The 18,824-nt window shown below is 39.2% G+C and carries 17 protein-coding genes and 1 tRNA gene; 14 read left to right on the forward strand and 4 right to left on the reverse strand.

Going from position 1 to position 18,824, the window contains the following annotated elements; translation table 11 throughout:
* Positions 1-3: 3 nt before the first annotated feature.
* Entirely contained in the window at positions 4-1,188 is a 1,185-nt protein-coding gene (locus SGI74_12405; protein ID MDZ4678298.1) for a thiolase family protein, read from the reverse strand.
* Between the two features lie 105 nt (positions 1,189-1,293).
* On the opposite strand from SGI74_12405, the gene SGI74_12410 reads away from it, so the two are divergent.
* From SGI74_12410 to SGI74_12420, 3 genes are all read left to right on the forward strand, one after another.
* On the forward strand, positions 1,294-1,617 hold the full coding sequence (locus tag SGI74_12410; GenBank protein MDZ4678299.1) for a hypothetical protein: 324 nt from the start codon (positions 1,294-1,296) through the stop codon (positions 1,615-1,617).
* On the forward strand, positions 1,618-2,676 hold the full coding sequence (locus SGI74_12415) for a DUF4097 family beta strand repeat-containing protein (protein ID MDZ4678300.1): 1,059 nt from the start codon (positions 1,618-1,620) through the stop codon (positions 2,674-2,676).
* Between the two features lie 98 nt (positions 2,677-2,774).
* Positions 2,775-3,437, forward strand: a complete 663-nt coding sequence (locus SGI74_12420; GenBank protein MDZ4678301.1) for a hypothetical protein — start codon at positions 2,775-2,777, stop codon at positions 3,435-3,437.
* A gap of 20 nt (positions 3,438-3,457) precedes the next feature.
* Here the strand turns inward: SGI74_12420 and SGI74_12425 are convergent, their stop codons facing one another.
* Together SGI74_12425 and SGI74_12430 are read right to left on the reverse strand one after the other, a co-directional pair.
* Positions 3,458-3,841 (reverse strand): hypothetical protein, encoded by a 384-nt coding sequence (locus tag SGI74_12425; GenBank protein MDZ4678302.1) that lies wholly within the window; start codon positions 3,839-3,841, stop codon positions 3,458-3,460.
* A gap of 83 nt (positions 3,842-3,924) precedes the next feature.
* On the reverse strand, positions 3,925-4,386 hold the full coding sequence (locus SGI74_12430; protein MDZ4678303.1) for a hypothetical protein: 462 nt from the start codon (positions 4,384-4,386) through the stop codon (positions 3,925-3,927).
* A 98-nt stretch (positions 4,387-4,484) separates the two neighbouring features.
* Between SGI74_12430 and miaB the strand changes: the two genes are divergently transcribed.
* Genes miaB through SGI74_12470 form a run of 8 tightly spaced genes read left to right on the forward strand, consistent with a single transcriptional unit; the run spans position 4,485 to position 15,527 of the window.
* Positions 4,485-5,825, forward strand: a complete 1,341-nt coding sequence (miaB, locus tag SGI74_12435) for a tRNA (N6-isopentenyl adenosine(37)-C2)-methylthiotransferase MiaB (GenBank protein ID MDZ4678304.1) — start codon at positions 4,485-4,487, stop codon at positions 5,823-5,825.
* A complete protein-coding gene (locus SGI74_12440; protein MDZ4678305.1) occupies positions 5,825-6,289 on the forward strand; it encodes a bifunctional nuclease domain-containing protein in 465 nt (154 codons plus the stop codon). Before miaB ends, SGI74_12440 begins: the two co-directional genes overlap by 1 nt.
* Positions 6,290-6,814, forward strand: coding sequence for a gamma carbonic anhydrase family protein (locus tag SGI74_12445; GenBank protein ID MDZ4678306.1), 525 nt, complete (start codon positions 6,290-6,292; stop codon positions 6,812-6,814).
* Positions 6,811-8,268, forward strand: coding sequence for an IMP dehydrogenase (gene guaB, locus SGI74_12450; protein ID MDZ4678307.1), 1,458 nt, complete (start codon positions 6,811-6,813; stop codon positions 8,266-8,268). Before SGI74_12445 ends, guaB begins: the two co-directional genes overlap by 4 nt.
* Positions 8,268-9,797, forward strand: coding sequence for a glutamine-hydrolyzing GMP synthase (gene guaA, locus SGI74_12455; protein ID MDZ4678308.1), 1,530 nt, complete (start codon positions 8,268-8,270; stop codon positions 9,795-9,797). Before guaB ends, guaA begins: the two co-directional genes overlap by 1 nt.
* A 9-nt stretch (positions 9,798-9,806) precedes the next feature.
* The gene (dnaE, locus tag SGI74_12460; GenBank protein MDZ4678309.1) at positions 9,807-13,322 is read left to right on the forward strand and encodes a DNA polymerase III subunit alpha; all 3,516 of its coding nucleotides are present in this window, start codon (positions 9,807-9,809) and stop codon (positions 13,320-13,322) included.
* A 40-nt stretch (positions 13,323-13,362) separates the two neighbouring features.
* The gene (locus tag SGI74_12465; GenBank protein MDZ4678310.1) at positions 13,363-14,541 is read left to right on the forward strand and encodes a hypothetical protein; all 1,179 of its coding nucleotides are present in this window, start codon (positions 13,363-13,365) and stop codon (positions 14,539-14,541) included.
* A 47-nt stretch (positions 14,542-14,588) separates the two neighbouring features.
* Positions 14,589-15,527: a hypothetical protein gene (locus SGI74_12470; protein ID MDZ4678311.1), complete on the forward strand. Its 939-nt coding sequence runs from the start codon at positions 14,589-14,591 to the stop codon at positions 15,525-15,527.
* On the opposite strand, the gene SGI74_12475 is transcribed toward SGI74_12470, so the two are convergent.
* Positions 15,528-16,049 carry a hypothetical protein gene (locus tag SGI74_12475; protein ID MDZ4678312.1) on the reverse strand — a complete coding sequence of 174 codons (522 nt, stop codon included), beginning with the start codon at positions 16,047-16,049 and terminating at the stop codon, positions 15,528-15,530.
* A gap of 244 nt (positions 16,050-16,293) precedes the next feature.
* Between SGI74_12475 and SGI74_12480 the strand changes: the two genes are divergently transcribed.
* From SGI74_12480 to SGI74_12490, 3 genes are all read left to right on the forward strand, one after another.
* Positions 16,294-17,343, forward strand: coding sequence for a hypothetical protein (locus SGI74_12480; protein MDZ4678313.1), 1,050 nt, complete (start codon positions 16,294-16,296; stop codon positions 17,341-17,343).
* A 96-nt stretch (positions 17,344-17,439) separates the two neighbouring features.
* Positions 17,440-18,273 carry a lipoyl(octanoyl) transferase LipB gene (gene lipB / locus SGI74_12485; protein ID MDZ4678314.1) on the forward strand — a complete coding sequence of 278 codons (834 nt, stop codon included), beginning with the start codon at positions 17,440-17,442 and terminating at the stop codon, positions 18,271-18,273.
* A gap of 43 nt (positions 18,274-18,316) precedes the next feature.
* A tRNA-Val gene (locus tag SGI74_12490) sits at positions 18,317-18,393 on the forward strand.
* Positions 18,394-18,824 lie beyond the last annotated feature (431 nt).

Below are 18,824 nucleotides of genomic sequence, written 5' to 3' on the forward strand. Positions count from 1 at the left end.
AATTTATATAAGTTCAACAATCATTGCGGCAGCTTCTCCTCCGCCGATGCAAATACTGACCATTCCACGTTTTGCATTTTGCGATTGCATAGCGTGAATCAAGGTAGTCAAAATTCTAGCACCACTGGCTCCGATGGGATGCCCTAGAGCAACTGCGCCTCCAAAAATATTCACACGCTTTGGATCTAAATTAAAATCGCGCATAGCTGAAATGGCTACTACAGAAAAAGCTTCATTAATTTCAAAAAGATCGATGTCTTTAATACCGAGGCCCGTCTTTTTTAAAACATTATCCATTGCGCGCGAGGGTGCCGTGGTAAACCATTCAGGAGCTTGAGCAGCAGAAGCATGGCCCAAAATTCGCACCAGTGGTTTTATTCCTAAAGTTTTAGCTTTTTCTTCAGACATGACAACAAGTGCAGATGCACCGTCGTTAATGGAGCTAGCATTTGCCGCAGTGATTGTACCTGTTTTGTCAAAAGCTGGTTTAAGTGAAGGGATTTTTTCAAATTTTACCTTAAAGGGTTCTTCATCGTCTTTGACTGCCACAGCTTCTTTTGCACCTGGGGGAGTAGACATAATAGAAACGATTTCATTTTTAAAATGGCCATCTTTAGTTGCTTGTTGTGCGCGTTTGTAACTTTCAATGGCAAAGGCATCTTGTTCTTCTCGACTTACTGATTTTTCACGTGCGCAAAGTTCAGCGGCATTTCCCATATGAAAATTATTATAGACATCCCATAGTCCATCTTTAACCATGCTATCGGTCATTTGAACGTGGCCCATTTTGTAACCGAGTCGCGATTTCTCAAGGAGATGTGGAGCTAAAGACATATTCTCTTGTCCGCCTGCAACGGCAATTTGAGAATCACCACAAAGAATTCCTTGTGCTGCGAGCATGACTGCTTTTAGGCCACTTCCACATACTTTATTAATCGTAGTGCAGGTTACTGAATTAGGTAATTTTGCAAAAAGGGCAGCTTGTCTTGCCGGTGCTTGTCCGACTCCGGCAGTTAAAACGTTACCCATGAGAACTTCGTCAACGAGATCTTTTTTAATACCAGCTCGCGTGAGCGCTGCGTCGATGGCGAAACTTCCTAATTGCGGTGCTGTTAATTGAGATAGTTGTCCGTTAAAAGAACCAATAGGTGTTCGTACCGCACTGGCAATAATCACTGAATTAGACATTTTTCTCTCCTATTTTTGTGTCGAGTGTACAGTAACGTACCAAAAGTGGTTGCACAAATATAATTTGAATTGCAAGCTAGGGGAATATCATGATCGGAGAATTCGGTGAAGCGCTATGTTCGAGAACCAAGTCTGGGAACAATCACAATCATTGAGAGTCATCAACTTAGTTTTAAACTAGGGGCTGAATTGGCCCAGATTCTTGGGCGGAAGTACATTGATTGTCAAAATCAGAAATTAAAACAAAACTTACTAGATTGGCTCCCCTGGCGATGGCATCCTCGCGTCATTAGTCGTGAACCAGAATATTCACCCGGTCATTCTGATGGCCGAGTGATAAGAGCTGATATTGTACTAGGTAGAAACTCTCAATATCAAAAAGCAGAAGTTTTAAGACGCGCAATGATAATGCTTGAAAGAGGAGAATAAATGGGTCTGCGACTAATTATTTTTTTATTGCTGTGTCCAGTAATTGCGCAAGCTAAGCCAAAGATTGTGACCGTTACAGATACACCTACGGTCGTTGAAAAAGGTGGGGCTCGTCGTATTTTTATTAGTGGGTTTGCAGGTCAAGTAGTTGTGTTGCCCGGAAAAAGTACTGAAATTTTAGTTAAGGCCACACGCTATGTTGAAGGTGACGATGCGCTTAATAATGCAGGCGATCTTAGCGAAGTGTTAAGACAAATCGCGGTGAAAGCTACTAATAATGCCGGCACAATTGAGATTCGAACCATACTGCCACCCAATCGTTCAGATTGGACTAAATGGGCACAAGGTAAAAATATTCCTCAAGTAAAACTTGAAGTGTCGGCTCCAGATAACATGAACCTTGAAATATATTGGGCACGAGGTGATGTGAAAGTCACAAAATGGAAGGCGGGTGTAGTAATCACTCATCAAACCGGTAAGCTTACGCTTGAAGATATTAGCGGTGATGTTACGGCGCGCACCATGTATGGCATAGCAAGGTTTGAGAATATCAAGGGTTCTATGAGTATTGAGAATTTTGCAAGCCAACTCAATGTTGGGCAAGTAACCGGAAAGTTAAAACTACGTACTTTTTCTGGCGAAACACAAATTCGAAAGATTTTGGGAAATTCTGTCATATCTACACAAAAAGCTAGTGTAGTTACCCAAGACACCCAAGGACCCATGGAAATTCAAACAGGTATTGCTGCAATTTCAATTGCTAATCATCGAGGTTCTATTCGCGGGCAAACCGATACTGGGTCTGTCACAGCAAAACTCACTGGTCAAATTGATGCTCGATTTAATAGTAATTCAGGAGCTCTTTTGATTTCTATTCCACGTTCAAGTCGGGCTGATGTTAGTTTATCTACGAATAAAGGAGATCTCAAAGCACCAAAGAATCTAGATCATAAACGCACATCTGCTGGTAAGATTGTGCGCGGCCGCCTAAGTGGAAGCGAGAGCGGAGCCATTCGTATGAATTCAGATGCGGGTGATATTAATCTTCGTGTACTCTAAATTCCTAAAGTGTTGAGAGTATTGACGAACAAGTAAAAAAAACTCTTTACAAGGTTGGCCATTAACTCTAGGGTCCAGATACGGAGGACCTCTTTAAAATGAAAAAAGCGGCCAAAAAATCAAATAAAAAAGCAGCAACTAAGAAGGCCAAAAAGCCAAAAGCAACTTCAGCAAAAGCTTCTAAGAAGGTCCCTAAGTTAGCTAAAACTAAAGAGAAAGTTCTTAAAAAAGTTTCAGCTAAAGTCATTCCAGCAAAAGCTCAAGTTAAAGCTAAAACTAAAGAAGTAAAAACGCCAGTGCCTGTGGCCGCACCTGAGCCTTTGGCTAAATCTGCAAAAAATAAAAAAGCTCAAGCCATAGTTCTTGAAGCCCTTGCCCAAGATGAAAAAGAAGTTATTTTAACAAATGCCGATGGCAAGCAATATTGTCGCGTTCATGATTGTGATAGCGAAGGTAGCACCGATGGTTATTGCCGCTTTCATTATCTAGCACTTTGGAAGCGTAATAAAATCAAAGCTAAGATTCTTCAAGGTGATAAGCTTGATAAGTACATCGAAGAATTAACTGCAAAATATCCTGATAAATACCTAGAAATTCTGCGTAAAGACCTCGCATCAGAAAAAGATTTTACTCTCATCATCAATGAAATGGATGTTGAAGATTCAAATGAAGATGCCGAGTCAGAAGAAGAAGCTAGTCGGTTCATCGAAGAAGTTCGTGGTGGGGTTCCCACTGGTGATGATGACGATGGTGGCTACTAAAATTAATTTAAATTTTACTCTTAGCGCGCATATTGGCAATTGACGATTTGTGATGTTTCTCTTTTTCCAAACATTAGATTCCCTAAATAGCCATTGAGTTGGGTATTGTACCGACTCAAGTCTACTATCAATGTGAATTTATCACCCATATACACTCTCGTATTTCGGGATCTAAATGATTTTTTGATAAAGTGTGTAGGCACAGTGCTTGTCACATTATAGATGGCGTAACTTACCACTACTACGAGCACATTTTTATGGTTTGTATCATAGCCAATTTCTGCACGCATGGCTGTTGGATTTGAATTGATAGGATTACAGGTAAGTTCAATTCTAGATCGATCTAAATTTGCGGATGAAACTGAGCTTACAGCCAGAGCTGCAAGTATAACCAAGTACTTCATAATACCCCCTACTACTTAATACCCCGGCCCTATCGTAATAGGGTTAACAAGGCTATGCCATAGCCCTAGAGAGTTTAGCAAGTTTAGTTTTCATCTTCAGGGTCTTTGTCATCATCAACTTTTAGTTTGAGAAGTTTGGCAGCTTTTGATTCTAACTCATTATTAATACTGGATACTTGAAGGTGGACAAACTTGTCGTCGAGCTTAAACTCATGCCATGATTTTGGAACTTCAATATCGCCATCAGCATGAAAATATTGCTCAATCAATGAGCCTAATGCATCTAGTGCGAGATAGATCTGCTCCATGATGTTTTTCTTTTTCACCGAGTAATCTACACTGGCTTCAAAGTTGACCTGTTTGATAGCGCCTGGGTCTATAAAGCCGATACGAAGACAAACCTCCTCGTTATAAATGGCGCCTTCTACAATGACCTTTTTGCCCTTGGTTTTTTTGAAATTTTTGCTAATTACATCTCTAATCATCTTGATGTAATCCAACGGAAAATCTTGCTTCTTTTTAGACGAGGGGAGTCTTGGTTCCACTTGGCTTGCTCCTTATTTTTACCCTTTGTCACAGAGTGCCAGCGTTGACTTTGTTTGTCTAGAGGGACTATAAACGAAAGCTTAATATGAAGCAGATTATGACAGAAAAAAATCAAAATAGCGGTCACGGAGACAGGGTCTATATTACGACCTATGGTTGTCAAATGAATGACCATGACACTGAACGTATGTACTCGCTTTTAGAAATGAATAAGTATCTTCAAGCCACATCCCCTGAAGAAGCAGATGTCATTATTATTAATTCTTGTTCAGTGCGCGAAAAGCCTGTGCATAAAGTAATGAGTGAAGTTGGAACTTACCGGCCGCTTAAAGAAAAAAATCCTAAACTAAAAATTGGTATTGGTGGCTGTGTTGGACAACAAGAGGGCAAAAAACTTCTGAGCCAAACAAAGTTGCTTGATTTTGTTTTTGGAACCGACACGATTGATCAGTTACCTCAGATTATTTCAGAAGTTCGCGTTGATAAAAAAAGAGCGGCGTGGACAAAAGTAGGGCACCGCGATGCCTATCAAATTCAAACTTTGGTGCGAAACCCAAAAGTTTCAGCATTTGTGACAATAACAAAGGGCTGTGATAATTTTTGTTCATTTTGTGTGGTGCCCTTTACAAGGGGGCGTGAAAAAAGCCGCCTCTTGAGTGAGCTTATCAAAGACGTTCAAAGTTTAGTTGAGCGGGGAGTAAAAGAAGTTACCCTTTTAGGGCAAAATGTAAATTCGTATAAAAGCCCAGATGGCAATGGTGGATTTACTGATTTATTACGCGCAGTATGCGAAGAAACAAATATTGAGCGTGTTAGATTTACGACAAGTCATCCAAAAGATTTTGATGAAGATCTCATTTCTGTTTTAGTAAAATATCAAAATAAACTCGGACACTTTGTGCATTTGCCTGTGCAATCAGGCTCCACTCGTATTTTAGAACTCATGAATCGTGGCTACACACGAGAAGAATACATTCATAAAGCCAAGCGACTTAAAGAAGAACTTCCGGAAGTAGCCTTTTCAACAGATATTATAGTTGGGTTTCCTGGCGAGACAGATGAAGATTTTGACATGACACTCTCAATGTTAGAAGAGATTGGTTATGAAAATGTTTACGGTTTTAAATATTCGCCAAGGCCTTTCACAAAAGCATTAAAATTTACTGAGCAAGTTGCTGAAAGTGTAAAAGAAGAAAGACTAGCAAAACTTATTGAACTTCAAGACCGTTTGGGTTTTGATTTTTGCAAAAGATATGACGGTAAAATATTTCCGATTCTTGTTGAGGGTCCTTCACGTACTAATAAAGAAGTATTAACGGGTCGTACAACTCACAATAAGGTAATTAACTTTGAAGGCCCTAGTTCGCTAATAGGTAAAACAATTGATGTAAGAGTACTAAAAGCGCAGCCCTTTTCATTAAGAGGAGAAGTTGTTTGATGAGAAAACTTGAAATGTATCCCCACGGCATCTCTGTCGGACCAGTGAATATACGTCCTGCAATGATTTTTAAAGATAAGACGGAGCGCGAGATTTTACCTGTTTGGTTAGATGCAGTAGATGCAAGTTTACTTTTAGCAAGTGCTCAAGGGCTTCATGATGCTAAGCGTGCGCATAATGCGATTTTTAAGATTTTTGATGAATTAAAAATTAGTTTGAAATCAGTTTATTTTAACGAAATTAACGTATCAACACAGTACGCAATACTCACAGCCCTTCAGGGTAAAAAAACTATTGAAGTTAGAGTTAGAGCTGCAGAGGCTATGTCACTAGCTGTAAATGCTGGATGTGTTTTTTATACTGATGAAGACATCATTGAAAAGAGTCGAGTGCTTAATTTGGAATGGTTACACAATTCAAATCCACGCGTCGGTAATCATGGAAATTTTGAGGGGTTACACTGAATGATCATACCCGTTAATGGACTCTATCCTAAAATTCATCCCACAGCATGGATCGCTCCGACTGCAACTATAATAGGTGATGTCGAAATTGGTGAAGGATGTTCTATTTGGTTTGGAACTGTAATTCGTGGTGATGTGTTTCCGATTCGTATAGGAAGGCATACCAATATTCAAGATAACTGTACGGTGCATGCTACTTATAAAAAATGCGGAGTTGTGATTGGTGATCGTGTTACTGTTGGGCACCAAGTGATTCTTCATGGTTGTCAAGTGGGCGATGGCACACTCGTAGGGATGGGTAGCATTTTAATGGATAACGTTAGTATTGGTAAGCGATCTATCGTTGGAGCAGGAAGTCTTGTTACTGAAGAATCTAAGTTTGAAGATGAGACACTTGTATTGGGACGTCCCGCAATAGCTAAAAGAAAATTAAAACCTGAAGAACTTAAACACATTAATCACAGCGCCGATAATTATACTCTCTACACTTCTTGGTACGCTGGCACTGAGGGAAAAATTCCATGAAAGAAATTGTAGATTCCCTAACTTACGATGATATTTTACTTGTACCTGCATATTCAGAAATTGTTCCTGCGCAAACAAGTTTGGAAACATTTTTTGCCCGTGATTTAAGTCTGCACATGCCACTGATTTCTGCAGCAATGGATACCGTTACTGAAAGTAAAGTTGCAAGAATCATGGCCCAAGAAGGCGGCCTTGGAATTATTCATAAAAATATGGATATCGAATCACAATCTCGAGAAGTTGAGCGTGTTAAAAAATATGAAAGTGGGATGATTACAGAACCCATAACACTTGAGCCCGATCGTTTGGTGAGTGATGCCCTTGATTTAATGAAACATTACAGCATCAGTGGAGTTCCTATAACCCGTGAAGGAATACTCGTAGGTATTTTAACCAATCGTGATCTGCGCTTTGAAACAAATGTGCATCAGCAGATTTCAATTGTAATGACAAAAGATAATCTTATCACAGCTCCTGAAGGAACCACTCTTGATCAAGCTCGTGAAATTTTACAAAAATACCGTATTGAAAAACTTCCTATCGTAAATAAAACAGGAAAACTCTGTGGTTTAATTACTATTAAAGATATCGAAAAAGCCCGTGCATTTCCTAACGCAAGTAAAGACCGTAGGGGGCGACTTATCGTAGGTGCCGCAGTGAGTATTGGAGAAGATGCCCGTCAGCGTAGTGAAGCGCTCATTGCTTCGGGATGTGATGTCTTAGTTATTGATACAGCACATGGGCATTCAAAAAATGTTTTAGAAACAGTGAAGTGGGCAAAAAGTCAGTTTAAAGATGCAATCATTGTTGGTGGAAACGTAGCCACTGGTGAAGGTACACAAGCGCTTTATGATGCAGGCGCTGATGTCGTAAAAGTAGGAATTGGCCCTGGAAGTATTTGCACAACACGGGTAGTTGCAGGCGTTGGTGTGCCTCAAGTCACAGCGATTATGGATTGTGCAGTTGTGGCTAAGAAAAATAAAAAAACTATTATTGCAGATGGTGGAGTTAAGTTCTCAGGTGATGTGACAAAAGCATTAGCACTTGGAGCAAACACGGTCATGGTGGGTAATGCCATCGCAGGAACCGATGAAAGCCCAGGGGAGACAATTTTATATCAAGGTCGAACATATAAAGTATATCGCGGCATGGGAAGCCTTGGTGCAATGAAACGTGGCAGTCGTGATCGTTATTTTCAAGATACAGTTGAGCACGATGATAAACTTGTTCCAGAAGGTATTGAAGGAAAAGTTCCTTACAAAGGGGCCCTTAGTTCAATATTGCATCAACTCTTAGGCGGTGTTCGAAGTGGAATGGGTTATTTGGGTGCATCAGGGATTGAAGATTTACAGAAAAAAGCGAAGTTCGTAAAAATCTCACCACAGGGCCTCAGAGAATCCCATGTTCATGATGTCATCATCACAAAAGAAGCTCCAAATTATAGGCTAGAATAATGTCAATCACGGGGGGAATTGTTGTTTTAGATTTTGGCTCTCAGTTCACTCAACTGATTGCTAGGCGAATTCGTGAGCTTGGCGTTTATAGTGAAATCATTCCATTTAATTCTTCTATAGATGAAATTAAAAAAAGAAAACCAGTCGGCATTGTTTTAAGTGGTGGCCCCTCAAGTGTTTATGATCAGGGTGCGCCTCAGCGTAATGATATTCGTGACCTCCTTGATTATGCACCTGTGCTTGGAATTTGTTACGGTATGCAACTTTTTGCGCACGGTTTAGGTGGTAAAGTTGAATCAAGTAAATTGCGTGAATACGGCCGTATGACAATTCAATGGATAAAAGATAAAACCAATCAAGTTGTTTGGATGAGTCATGGTGATCTTGTAACAGGTTTGCCCGAAGGTACTGAAGGGTTAGCTAAATCAAGTTCAGGTCATTGGGCGGCAATTGAAAATAAAGTTATTGGAAAAGGTTTTACAGGGCTTCAATTTCATCCTGAAGTAACACATACCGAAAATGGTAAAGAGATTATTCGTAAATTTGTATTTGAAAAATGTAATGCCAAAATAAATTGGCAGGGCGATCAGTTAGTTTCGCATTTAGTAAATGGCATTAAAGAAAAAGTTGGGCCAAAAGATAATGTGCTTTGTGCCCTCAGTGGTGGGGTTGATTCGACAGTAACGGCGAGTCTTCTGATTCGTGCCCTGGGTAAAGAGCGTGTTCAGTGTGTGTTTGTTGATACTGGGCTGATGCGCCATCTTGAGGCTGAGCAAGTTGTCAAAGCTTATAAAGAAATGGATTTGCCTGTTAAAGCGGTTTTTGCAGAAAACGAATTTATTGGGCAGCTTAATAATATTGAGGATCCTGAACAAAAAAGAAAAATTATAGGGCGAGTATTTATTGAAGTTTTTGATAACGCAACTAAGAGTTTTCCATGTCAGTTTTTAGCCCAAGGGACTCTTTACCCGGATGTCATTGAGAGTGTGAATATTCATGGTCAAAGTGTGACAATAAAAAGTCATCACAATGTTGGTGGATTACCTGCGCATATGAAACTTAAACTTGTCGAACCACTTAGAGAACTTTTTAAAGATGAAGTGAGAGCTTTAGGAAGAGAACTTGGTGTAAAACCAGAGCTATTGAATCGACATCCGTTTCCTGGGCCCGGGCTTGCGATTAGACTTATTGGCCCAATTAATAAAGATGATTTAAGTCTTTTACGAATGGCGGATCACATATTTACTGATGAGCTTAAAGTATCTGGTCTCTATGATCAAATCTGGCAAGCGTTTGTGGTTTTATTACCTGTCAAAACAGTTGGTGTGATGGGTGATAATCGTACCTATGAAAAAGTTGCTGCATTAAGAGCCGTTACATCTATAGACGGAATGACTGCCGATTGGTTTGGATTTGATACAAAATTTTTAGCCAAAGTCAGTAATCGCATTACCAATGAAGTCAGAGGTATTAACCGTGTAGTTTACGATATTTCCAGTAAGCCGCCTGCAACAATAGAGTGGGAGTAAACGAGCTCGGTGAGTAATTTAAGTTTTGTACACCTTCATTTACATACACAGTACAGCCTTTTAGAAAGTTCTATTACGGCCGAAGCGCTCATGAGTAAGGCTAGTGAAAATGGCATGAACTCAGTTGCTATGACTGATTATGGAAATATGTTTGGTGCCATTGAGTTTTATTTAGAGGCAAAGAAAAACGGAATTAAACCCATCATTGGCTGTGAAGTAAATCTTGCTCCCTATGGTCGGCATTTTAAAGGAACAACTACCCCCCAAGGGGCTCGGATACAAAATCCTCAAGCGACAACAAAACTTGTGTTGCTCGCAATAAATATGCAGGGGTATCACAATTTATGCGCCATTGTGAGTCGTGGATACACCGAAGGGTTTTATTATAAACCACGTGTAGATTATGAAGTCCTAAAAGAATTTAGCGAAGGTCTAATTGCTCTAAGCTCTTCGATACTTGGTGATGTGCCCCAGGCTTTTTTCAATGGTGGGAGTGAAAAGGGCTTAGAGAAAATTTTATTTTATAAAGAAATTTACTCAGATCGATTTTATTTAGAACTACAGCGAACAGGTTCGCCTAATCAAGAAAACCTAAATAAATTTTTAATCGATGCTTCTCAAAAAACGGGTGTTCCAGTTGTCGCATCTGCTGAACCTCATTATCTCACACGAGATGAATCTTTTGCTCAGGAAATACTTCTTTGCATTCAAGCGGGTAAAACTTTATTAGATGATCGTAGGCCAAAACTTCCAAGTGACCAATTCTATTTTAAATCTAGTGAAGAAATGCGTGAACTCTTTAAAGATATTCCTGAAGCCTGTGATCGAACTTTAGAGATAGCTGAGCGTTGTGATCTTGAATTTAAGTTTGCTGATGAAAAAGGAAATACAATTTATCATCTGCCTACATTTCCGGTAGAAATTGGGCAAACCATCGGTGAAGAAATAAGAATTTTATCTGAACGAGGGCTTGAGCAAAGATTTCAAGAAGCCATACTTCGCGAAGAGGTTATTTCTGATGAACTAAAACCAAATTATCATGCACGCTTAAAATATGAACTCGATGTTATTAATCGTATGGGTTTTAACGGTTATTTCTTGATTGTTCAAGATTTTATCCGTTTTGCAAAAGATAATGGAATTCCCGTTGGCCCAGGGCGGGGGTCGGGTGCGGGTTCGCTAGTGGCTTATTGTCTACTGATCACGGATCTAGATCCATTAAGATACAATCTACTATTTGAAAGATTTTTAAATCCAGAGCGCGTAAGTATGCCTGACTTTGATATCGACTTTTGCCATGAGCGGCGAGGGGAAGTCATTAACTACGTAACTAAAAAATATGGCACCCAATCGGTAGCGCAAATTATTACTTTCGGAAAACTTCAAGCCCGTGCGGCTATTCGTGATGTCGGTCGTGCCATGGGTATTAGTTATAATGAAGTGGATTTTATCGCAAAGCTTGTTCCTGATAAACTTGGAATTTCACTTCAAGAAGCAATTGATATGGAGCCCCGCTTTAAAGAAACAGCGGAGAGTGATCCTAAAATCGACAGTCTTTTAAAAACCGCATTAAAACTTGAAGGCCTTACGCGCCACGCTTCTATTCACGCAGCTGGTGTTATTATTTCTGATCGACCCCTTATTGAACATTGCCCTTTATATAAAGGCAACGAAGGCGAAACAGTTATTCAGTATGATATGATTCATGCTGAAAAAATTGGGCTCATCAAATTTGACTTTTTAGGTTTAAAAACTCTTACGATGATTGATAATGCCATTAAGTTTATTAAACTAAATAGACAAGATGATCCCCATGCGCAAAGTGTTTCAACAAAAACAATAAATCTTAGTGATCCTAAAATATATGGCCTTCTTTCATCGGGTGATACCGTAGGTGTTTTTCAATTTGAAGGTGATGGTATCAGTGATTTAATTAGAAAATTTAAACCCAATTGTTTTGAAGATATTACGGCTATTAATGCTCTTTATCGACCGGGCCCAATGAATATGCTCGATGAGTATGTGGCAAGAAAACACGGCAAGATTAAAGTTACTTATTTGTTCCCACAACTTGAAGAAATTCTTAAAGAAACTTATGGCATTATTGTTTATCAAGAGCAGGTTCAACTCATAGCTTCACGCTTAGCTAATTATACATTAGGTGAAGCTGATATACTTCGTCGCGCTATGGGTAAGAAAAAGCCAGCTGAGATGGCAAAGCAAAAAGAAAGATTTCTCAAAGGGGCTGAATCTAATAAGCTTAATCCTAAAAAAGCGGGCGAGCTTTTTGATTTGATGGCGAAATTCGCTGAGTATGGATTTAATAAAAGTCATGCTGCTGCTTATTGTGTAGTCGCAGCGCAAACCGCTTATCTTAAGGCTTATTACCCAGTAGAATTTTACGCCTCTCTTATAACAACAGAGATGGGTGATACTGATAAAATTGTAAAATACATTCGTGATGCCAATGAACACGGCATCATTGTTCGTGGCCCTGATATAAATTCATCTGGCTATAACTTTACAGCAGTTGGGAATGAAATTGTATTTGGCCTTGGTGGGGTTAAGGGCATTGGTGAAGCTGCGGTTCAAGCACTTATTGAAGCAAGAGATAGTTTAGGGGGTAAGAAATTTGATTCGGTATTGCAGTTTTTTGAAACGGTTGATCTTAGACGTGTGAATAAAAAGGTGGTTGAGTGTTTGATCAAAGCGGGCGGGTTTGATTTGTTATTTTCAAATAGAGCCCAACTTTTTAATGGATTTGAAAATTTTCTCGATGTTGCTGAAAGCACTCGGCGCGATAAAGAATTAGGTCAGGTGAGTTTGTTTGCTGTTTCTGAAGAAGAAAGTCAAAAGAAAGTTGAGCTTCCATTTATTGAAGATTGGCATCGCAGTCAAAAATTGGCTTTTGAAAAAGATGTACTTGGGTTTTATATTAGTGATCATCCGTTAAGTGGTTTTGAAAATGTTCTCAAAAATCATGTTAATTGTTTAATTATAGGTCTTGTTGATCAAGCTGTTAAGAAAAAAGTCACTTTAGGTGGCATCGTCAGTGGGCTTAAAGAATTCATTACTAAAAAAGGTTCGCGAATGGCTTTTGCAACTCTTGAAGATCAAACGGGAGTCGTGGAACTTGTTATATTTCCGGAGGCATTTTTAAAATACCAACATTTGCTTAAAGAAGTGCAGCCGTTAATCATCACCGGGCAACACGAGCGTGAAGGGGATACAAGTAAAATTCTAGTAGATAATATTCTTACTATTTCAGGTTTAGCCTCCAAAGCGCGTGAACTTGTTGTGAGGCTTGATGTGAGATATAATAAAGAATCTGATATAAAAAAATTAGCTGAAGTTTTTAAACGTCATCAAGGAGAAATGCCAAGTCGTATTGAAGTTTTTCTTTCTGAGATGAAACAAAATGTCAGTTTAGAATTAGGACCTGAGTATAATATTACTCCCACTGAGGCATTCTTTGAAGACTTGGAGCGTCAAATGGGCTCTAAGGGTCTTGCGACTCTGATTTAATTTAGCTACTCTTGGGTGTCTAACCTTTGGGGGTTTCATCATGAGTTTTGTTCTGGGATTTTTCAGTTGTTTTTTTGCCTTAACACTAGCCTTTGCCGCAGAAGATATCATTCAACTTAATAGTGAAGGTTCAAGTCCTAGCGAAGTTCCTGCAAAAGCTCAAGCTGATGCACTCAAAGATGCCCTCAACAAAGGCAGCATTCAAGTTATCACAGGCCTCATAGGTGAATCAAAATTAGAAAAAAATATGCCCCTGATAAGAAGTAAGATCTTGGTGCAAACTCAAAAATTCATTCAATTTTATAAAGCGGCTGACGCGGTTAAAAAAAATAACGATACCGTGGTTTATGTAAACATGAAAATTTCAGTTTCTAGTCTCAGAGATTTACTAGCGGCAGAAGGAATGCTCTATCAAAGTGAAGGCCCTGCTACAGTATTACCACTTATTAAAATATCTGAGAGACGTGATGGTGCTAGGCAATTTCGTTGGTGGATGGAAGAAGCAAATTCAACAAATACATTTTTAAGAGATCAAACACGTCTATTTATAGCCCAGTTTGAAAGTGTTTTTAGAGCTAAGAATTTTTATATTGTTGATCCAGTAACTCAGCACTATGTGCAATGGATGCCTGAGCCATACATGAGAGATCCTGTCAGCATAAATGATATTTTATGGATGGGAGACTTTTTTAAAGCTCAAATGGTCATACAAGGTGATGCGGTTTTAGAGCCCCTGGATGGAAACGTCGTAAAAGCTACAATTAAACTTGTGGCATATCATACAAGTAACGGACGTGTGGTTGGAGAAATTAGTCGATCTTTTGAAAGTACACCGGGTGAGTGGGAGTTAGTTTCGCAACAACTTTTAAGAAAAGCATTTGGCGAGGTGATTCGAGATCTATCAACCCAAGTGTTTGAAGAATGGACTCGAGGTACTTTTGGTGCAAGTTTGTTAAAACTCTCACTTAAGGGTTCTATGAATTACCAAGATTTAGAAAATTTTAAAAAACAAATGGCCACAAAGATTACTGACATTAAAAAGATAATTGAGCGTAAATTAGAAAAAGGGCAAGCCACATTTGAAGTTGATGCCTCAGGTGGTATTGCCGGCCTGGTAAAGCGTCTTGAAAACACTGCTTTTGATGGGTTTAAACTTTCAGTAACGGGTATTGAAAATGATGAAGTCCTCCTGCGCTGGTCTAAGGTCGCGGGCAGGTAATTTTTTAACTCTTTTCATAGAATTTCAGATCAGCTAAAATTATAGCTATGACAAGTCACAATTATTCAAAACGCATTGCTTTGATTTTTTTGTCCCTGGCTTTTATTCAAGCATGTGTGACGTCACCAAATCGCCGTACTGATGAAGGTGATGCAAGCATGCGACAAAAGCTTGGAAGACTTCGTGGTGAAGGCCCGCGCAAAAGAATCTTACTTCTTCCCTTTATCAATGATTCAATCGAAAAAGATCCAGCTGTAGCAAGAACCGCCCGTGAAGCACTTCTTGCGGGTCTTCGCATTACTGATAACTTTGTTATTTTAGATAATAACGATGTACCAAAAGATCTTAAACAGTTTAGAAAAGATAATGGCTATGACATGGAAGAAATCGCAAAAGTCGCAGCCGATTTAGGAGTTGTTGCCATTGTTGAGGGGCGAATTTTAGTTATTAAAGCTCACAGATCAGGTGATGACGTTGGTTTGATTCGATCTGTGAAAGCCGAAGTACAATCAACAGTTGGTATTAGAGTGTTTTCAGCAGCAAATCATAAAGAAATGCTCAATGAAGTAAGATCTGCTACGAGTGAAGCTAAAAGTCATCGAGTTCTTTCCAATGGTAAAGAATCACTTACGGCGGATCCTGATCTTATTCGCGCATCACTTGTCTCAGCATTTCAGGGCATGATTTTACCAATCACCAAAGCAGTTGATAAACTTAATTGGAATGGAAAAGTCGCTCTCGTTAGTGGTGATCGCATATATCTTAATGCGGGTAGACTCACGGGGCTTAATGTAGGTGATATTTTAAGGGTCAATGAAGATGGTGATTCAGTTTATGATCCAGACACAGGTGTTTTTATTGGGCGGGCCCCAGGGCATATGAAGGGGACACTTGAAGTAATTAGTTATTTTGGCAAAGATGGTTCGATAACTGTTATTCATTCTGGATCTGGGTTTAAAGAAAACGATCGCGTAGAGCTTTATTAATTACGGAACATAATTAACATCTAAATTTATAGTACCGCGTTCAACTACTGTAGCGCAGTCTTTCTCAGCTGAATCAACACAACCGTAAGCCGTATATTCAATATAATTTCTGTTGCCAGTCACTTTCATATGAAGTGCAGTCTTGTTATGACTAATAAGTAAATAAGAGCGTGAACCACTGCCTTCAACACTTGTGTGACCAGAACTGCAAGTTTGGCGATTTAATTTTAGCTCCCATTTTACGTGATGATATCCGCTAGATGGGTTGATTGTTTGAAGATGAACTTGACTCTTCCAATCACCTTTGAAATCTAGAGTTGACCACTGGCGATTTTCTACGCCAACAATTGCTGTGTTGTTAGGATCTGGGCAAATAGATTGAGTAGTAACCTGACTTTTTTCTTCTTTGCATGTGGCACTGGAGAGATCAAACTCTTTACAGTTGCTACAAGAAATCTGAAATGTAGAAATAATAATAATAATAAATAATATTTTAGCCAAAAAACGTCTCTGATAATTCATGGGTTCATTATAACCATTTTTATGAGATCTGCCAGCATCTTAAAGAAAAAATTATTCGCCTGACTTGAAATTCGATATTTAACTGACTGTTACTCATACAGATAAAAAATTCTTGTCCTTGTCTAGAATTAAGACGGGTAATGGTTACCATCGATTTAGAGCACATTAAATATTATACTTAAGTCATTAATATCACTAGTGCGCTTCATACTTTGAGTGTGCGTTTATTTTTTGGGAGTAACAAATGAAGTCCGTTATGCTGAGTTCTCTTTTATTCATTGCCCTGGGTACATCGGGTTGTCAAAATGCTGGTGTTCAAAGTGGTGATGCACCTCGAATAGATCAATATGGTTCACATGGTGTTTTCACACCCACACGTAATTATCTTACCAAAGATGATCGTAAAGGTTCTTTATTTAAGGGGTATTTTACTAGCGGTTGTGAACGTGTCACTGAAGATAGCCCTATCGATTCATTTGATGTTCGAGTTACTGCAGGTATGAAATATAATCAGTTAGAGCGAATTTTATCATCTGATCAAAAAATTCAATCATATGAAACAATGTTTGTGGTTGAAGAAGCTATTGGTCAGAACAGTTGGCGCGGTAAAGGTGTTGTGCTTTCATCAAGCCTTGCTGGATTACCTGTCAATACTGAATTTCAACGTCAGAGTAGTATCAGATCATATTCTTCAAATAATCTTATTGGCGAATCAGTGAGTAATAATTCTATTTCATGGACTGAAGGCATTGTCATAGTAAAACCAGAAAGTGTTAAACCTGAAAATGCAAAACCTGATACAATCACACAACCTGAAAATGCAGCCGGTTTAAATACAAAGTCAGCTGGAGAATTGCCAAGTCTTTTAAGTACTGTGGGAGGCCCAACATGTAAAGCCGTAATGCCTCAAATGAAGTATTCAGAAGATGATGATAATGAATATACAGAAGCTGATTCACTGCAATATCAACAAATTCGTGCTTATAATAAAGAACACCACAAGGTAGTTTACCAAGATGGTACATATCAATTTGCAAATGGTCAGGTTGTTTTAGCACGTAGAAAACTTGATCTTTATACGAATGTTCCATTGAATTGTAATGGAAGTAGTGTGGGTACTGGCAACATCGTAAGAGTGAGAATAACCTCAAATGAGATTGCTTCAGTGAGTAAGCGATTTTGTGGCGGTACTGAAATATTTAAAAGAGATTTAAGTATTGTTGCAAAAGGGCCCACCGATAGAAGCCCAATATTAAGCGATTTGAGCAGTGAGATGCTTTCATTTACGAAGTAATAGAACTTGTAAAATTATGATGCTTTTAAAACTCCAGATAACCAGTTTGGAGTTTTTTTTTGCCTTCTTGAGCATTGAAGTATACTCTTTTTAAATATGTTAAATGAGTTAGATCAGATCACTATTCAATGGCTTGGGCTTATGGATTACGAGGTAGCCCTAGAGGCTCAAATACGGGCTGCAGAGCGTGTGCGTGCGGGCAGTGTGCCCTGTGTTATGGCGCTTCATCATCATGCTGTGGTGACTTTAGGTAAAAGAGGTCAAGCACTGTCTGATCTCCTGGTTTCATTAGAAACTATGCGTGAAAAAAACATTAGAATCGTAGCAACTGACCGTGGCGGTCAAGCCACTTTCCATAATCCAGGACAATTGGTTTTGTACCCAATTTTACCACTGGCTCAATGGGGTTTTGGTGTTCGAGATTATGTTGAATGTTTGGAGCGCGCGACAGCTTATTTTTGTGCAGAATTTGGTATCGAAGTTACCCGCGGTTATGAACCTGGTCTTTGGGTTGATGGTAAAAAAACAGCAGCCTTTGGAATTCGAATTGATCGTGGCGTGAGTATGCACGGAGTATCTATAAACTTGTTTAATGATTTAGAATATTTTTCACTTATCAGGCAGTGTGGGCAGTCAGTTACTGCTACTAATTTGAGTCAAGAAATGTCAAAGTTTATGCCTGAAATTCCCGCTTGGGATATGACTGCTTGTGCAAATCTTTGGCTCGATCATTTTAAAGCTCAAGTCAAAGCGTTGATTGATAATAAAAATTTACCTGAATATGAAGTGCAAACCACAGTACCTGAAGTGGTAAACCAATTTTCTCAAGCCATGAAAGAAGCGTTACAAGCTGAGGCTCTATTTGAAGACACGCCTAGTCTGGTAGAACTTGAGAATGTCATAGAAAAAACTCCAGAAATCGAGTCTTGACGAAGCCCCATAAAAGCCATTACAACAAATGCTTTTAGCCTTTACGCGCGTAGCTCAGTTGGTTAGAGCGCCACCTTGACATGGTGGAGGTCGTTGGTTCGAGCCCAATCGTGCGTACCATTTTAATTTCGAAAAATTTAACTTTTCAATTTATATAAGAATTAAAGAAATTGCTGAGGAATCAATTTATCTTTAGTTTTCGCTTCAGCATAGCAAAATGCTTGCTCAAGCTACATTGTCGCCTCTTGTAACATGTGAGGTTGGCGTACGGTCTTGATCAGGGGCGAGCGCTGTGCTCGAACCGATGACTGGAAGTCGCGATGGAATGGTAACGGGAGCGCAAGGTTGACCCGACGATCTCTAAGTTTGAGGATGCTCACGCTCTACTATTGCGTTTTCCAAGGTTCCCCGGTTTTTTACGGAGTTTTATCTGAAATATGACAAAAACCGTCTATCTAAAGACTTCCAGGACGGAAAACTTTCCAAGGAAGGAGAAGCTTTCAAGAAGAATGCTTCAAAATTAGATTCCCAAAAGTGACGTCGAGAAAGAA

Source organism: Oligoflexia bacterium (assembly GCA_034439615.1).
Taxonomy (GTDB): Bacteria; Bdellovibrionota; Bdellovibrionia; order JABDDW01; family JABDDW01; genus JAWXAT01.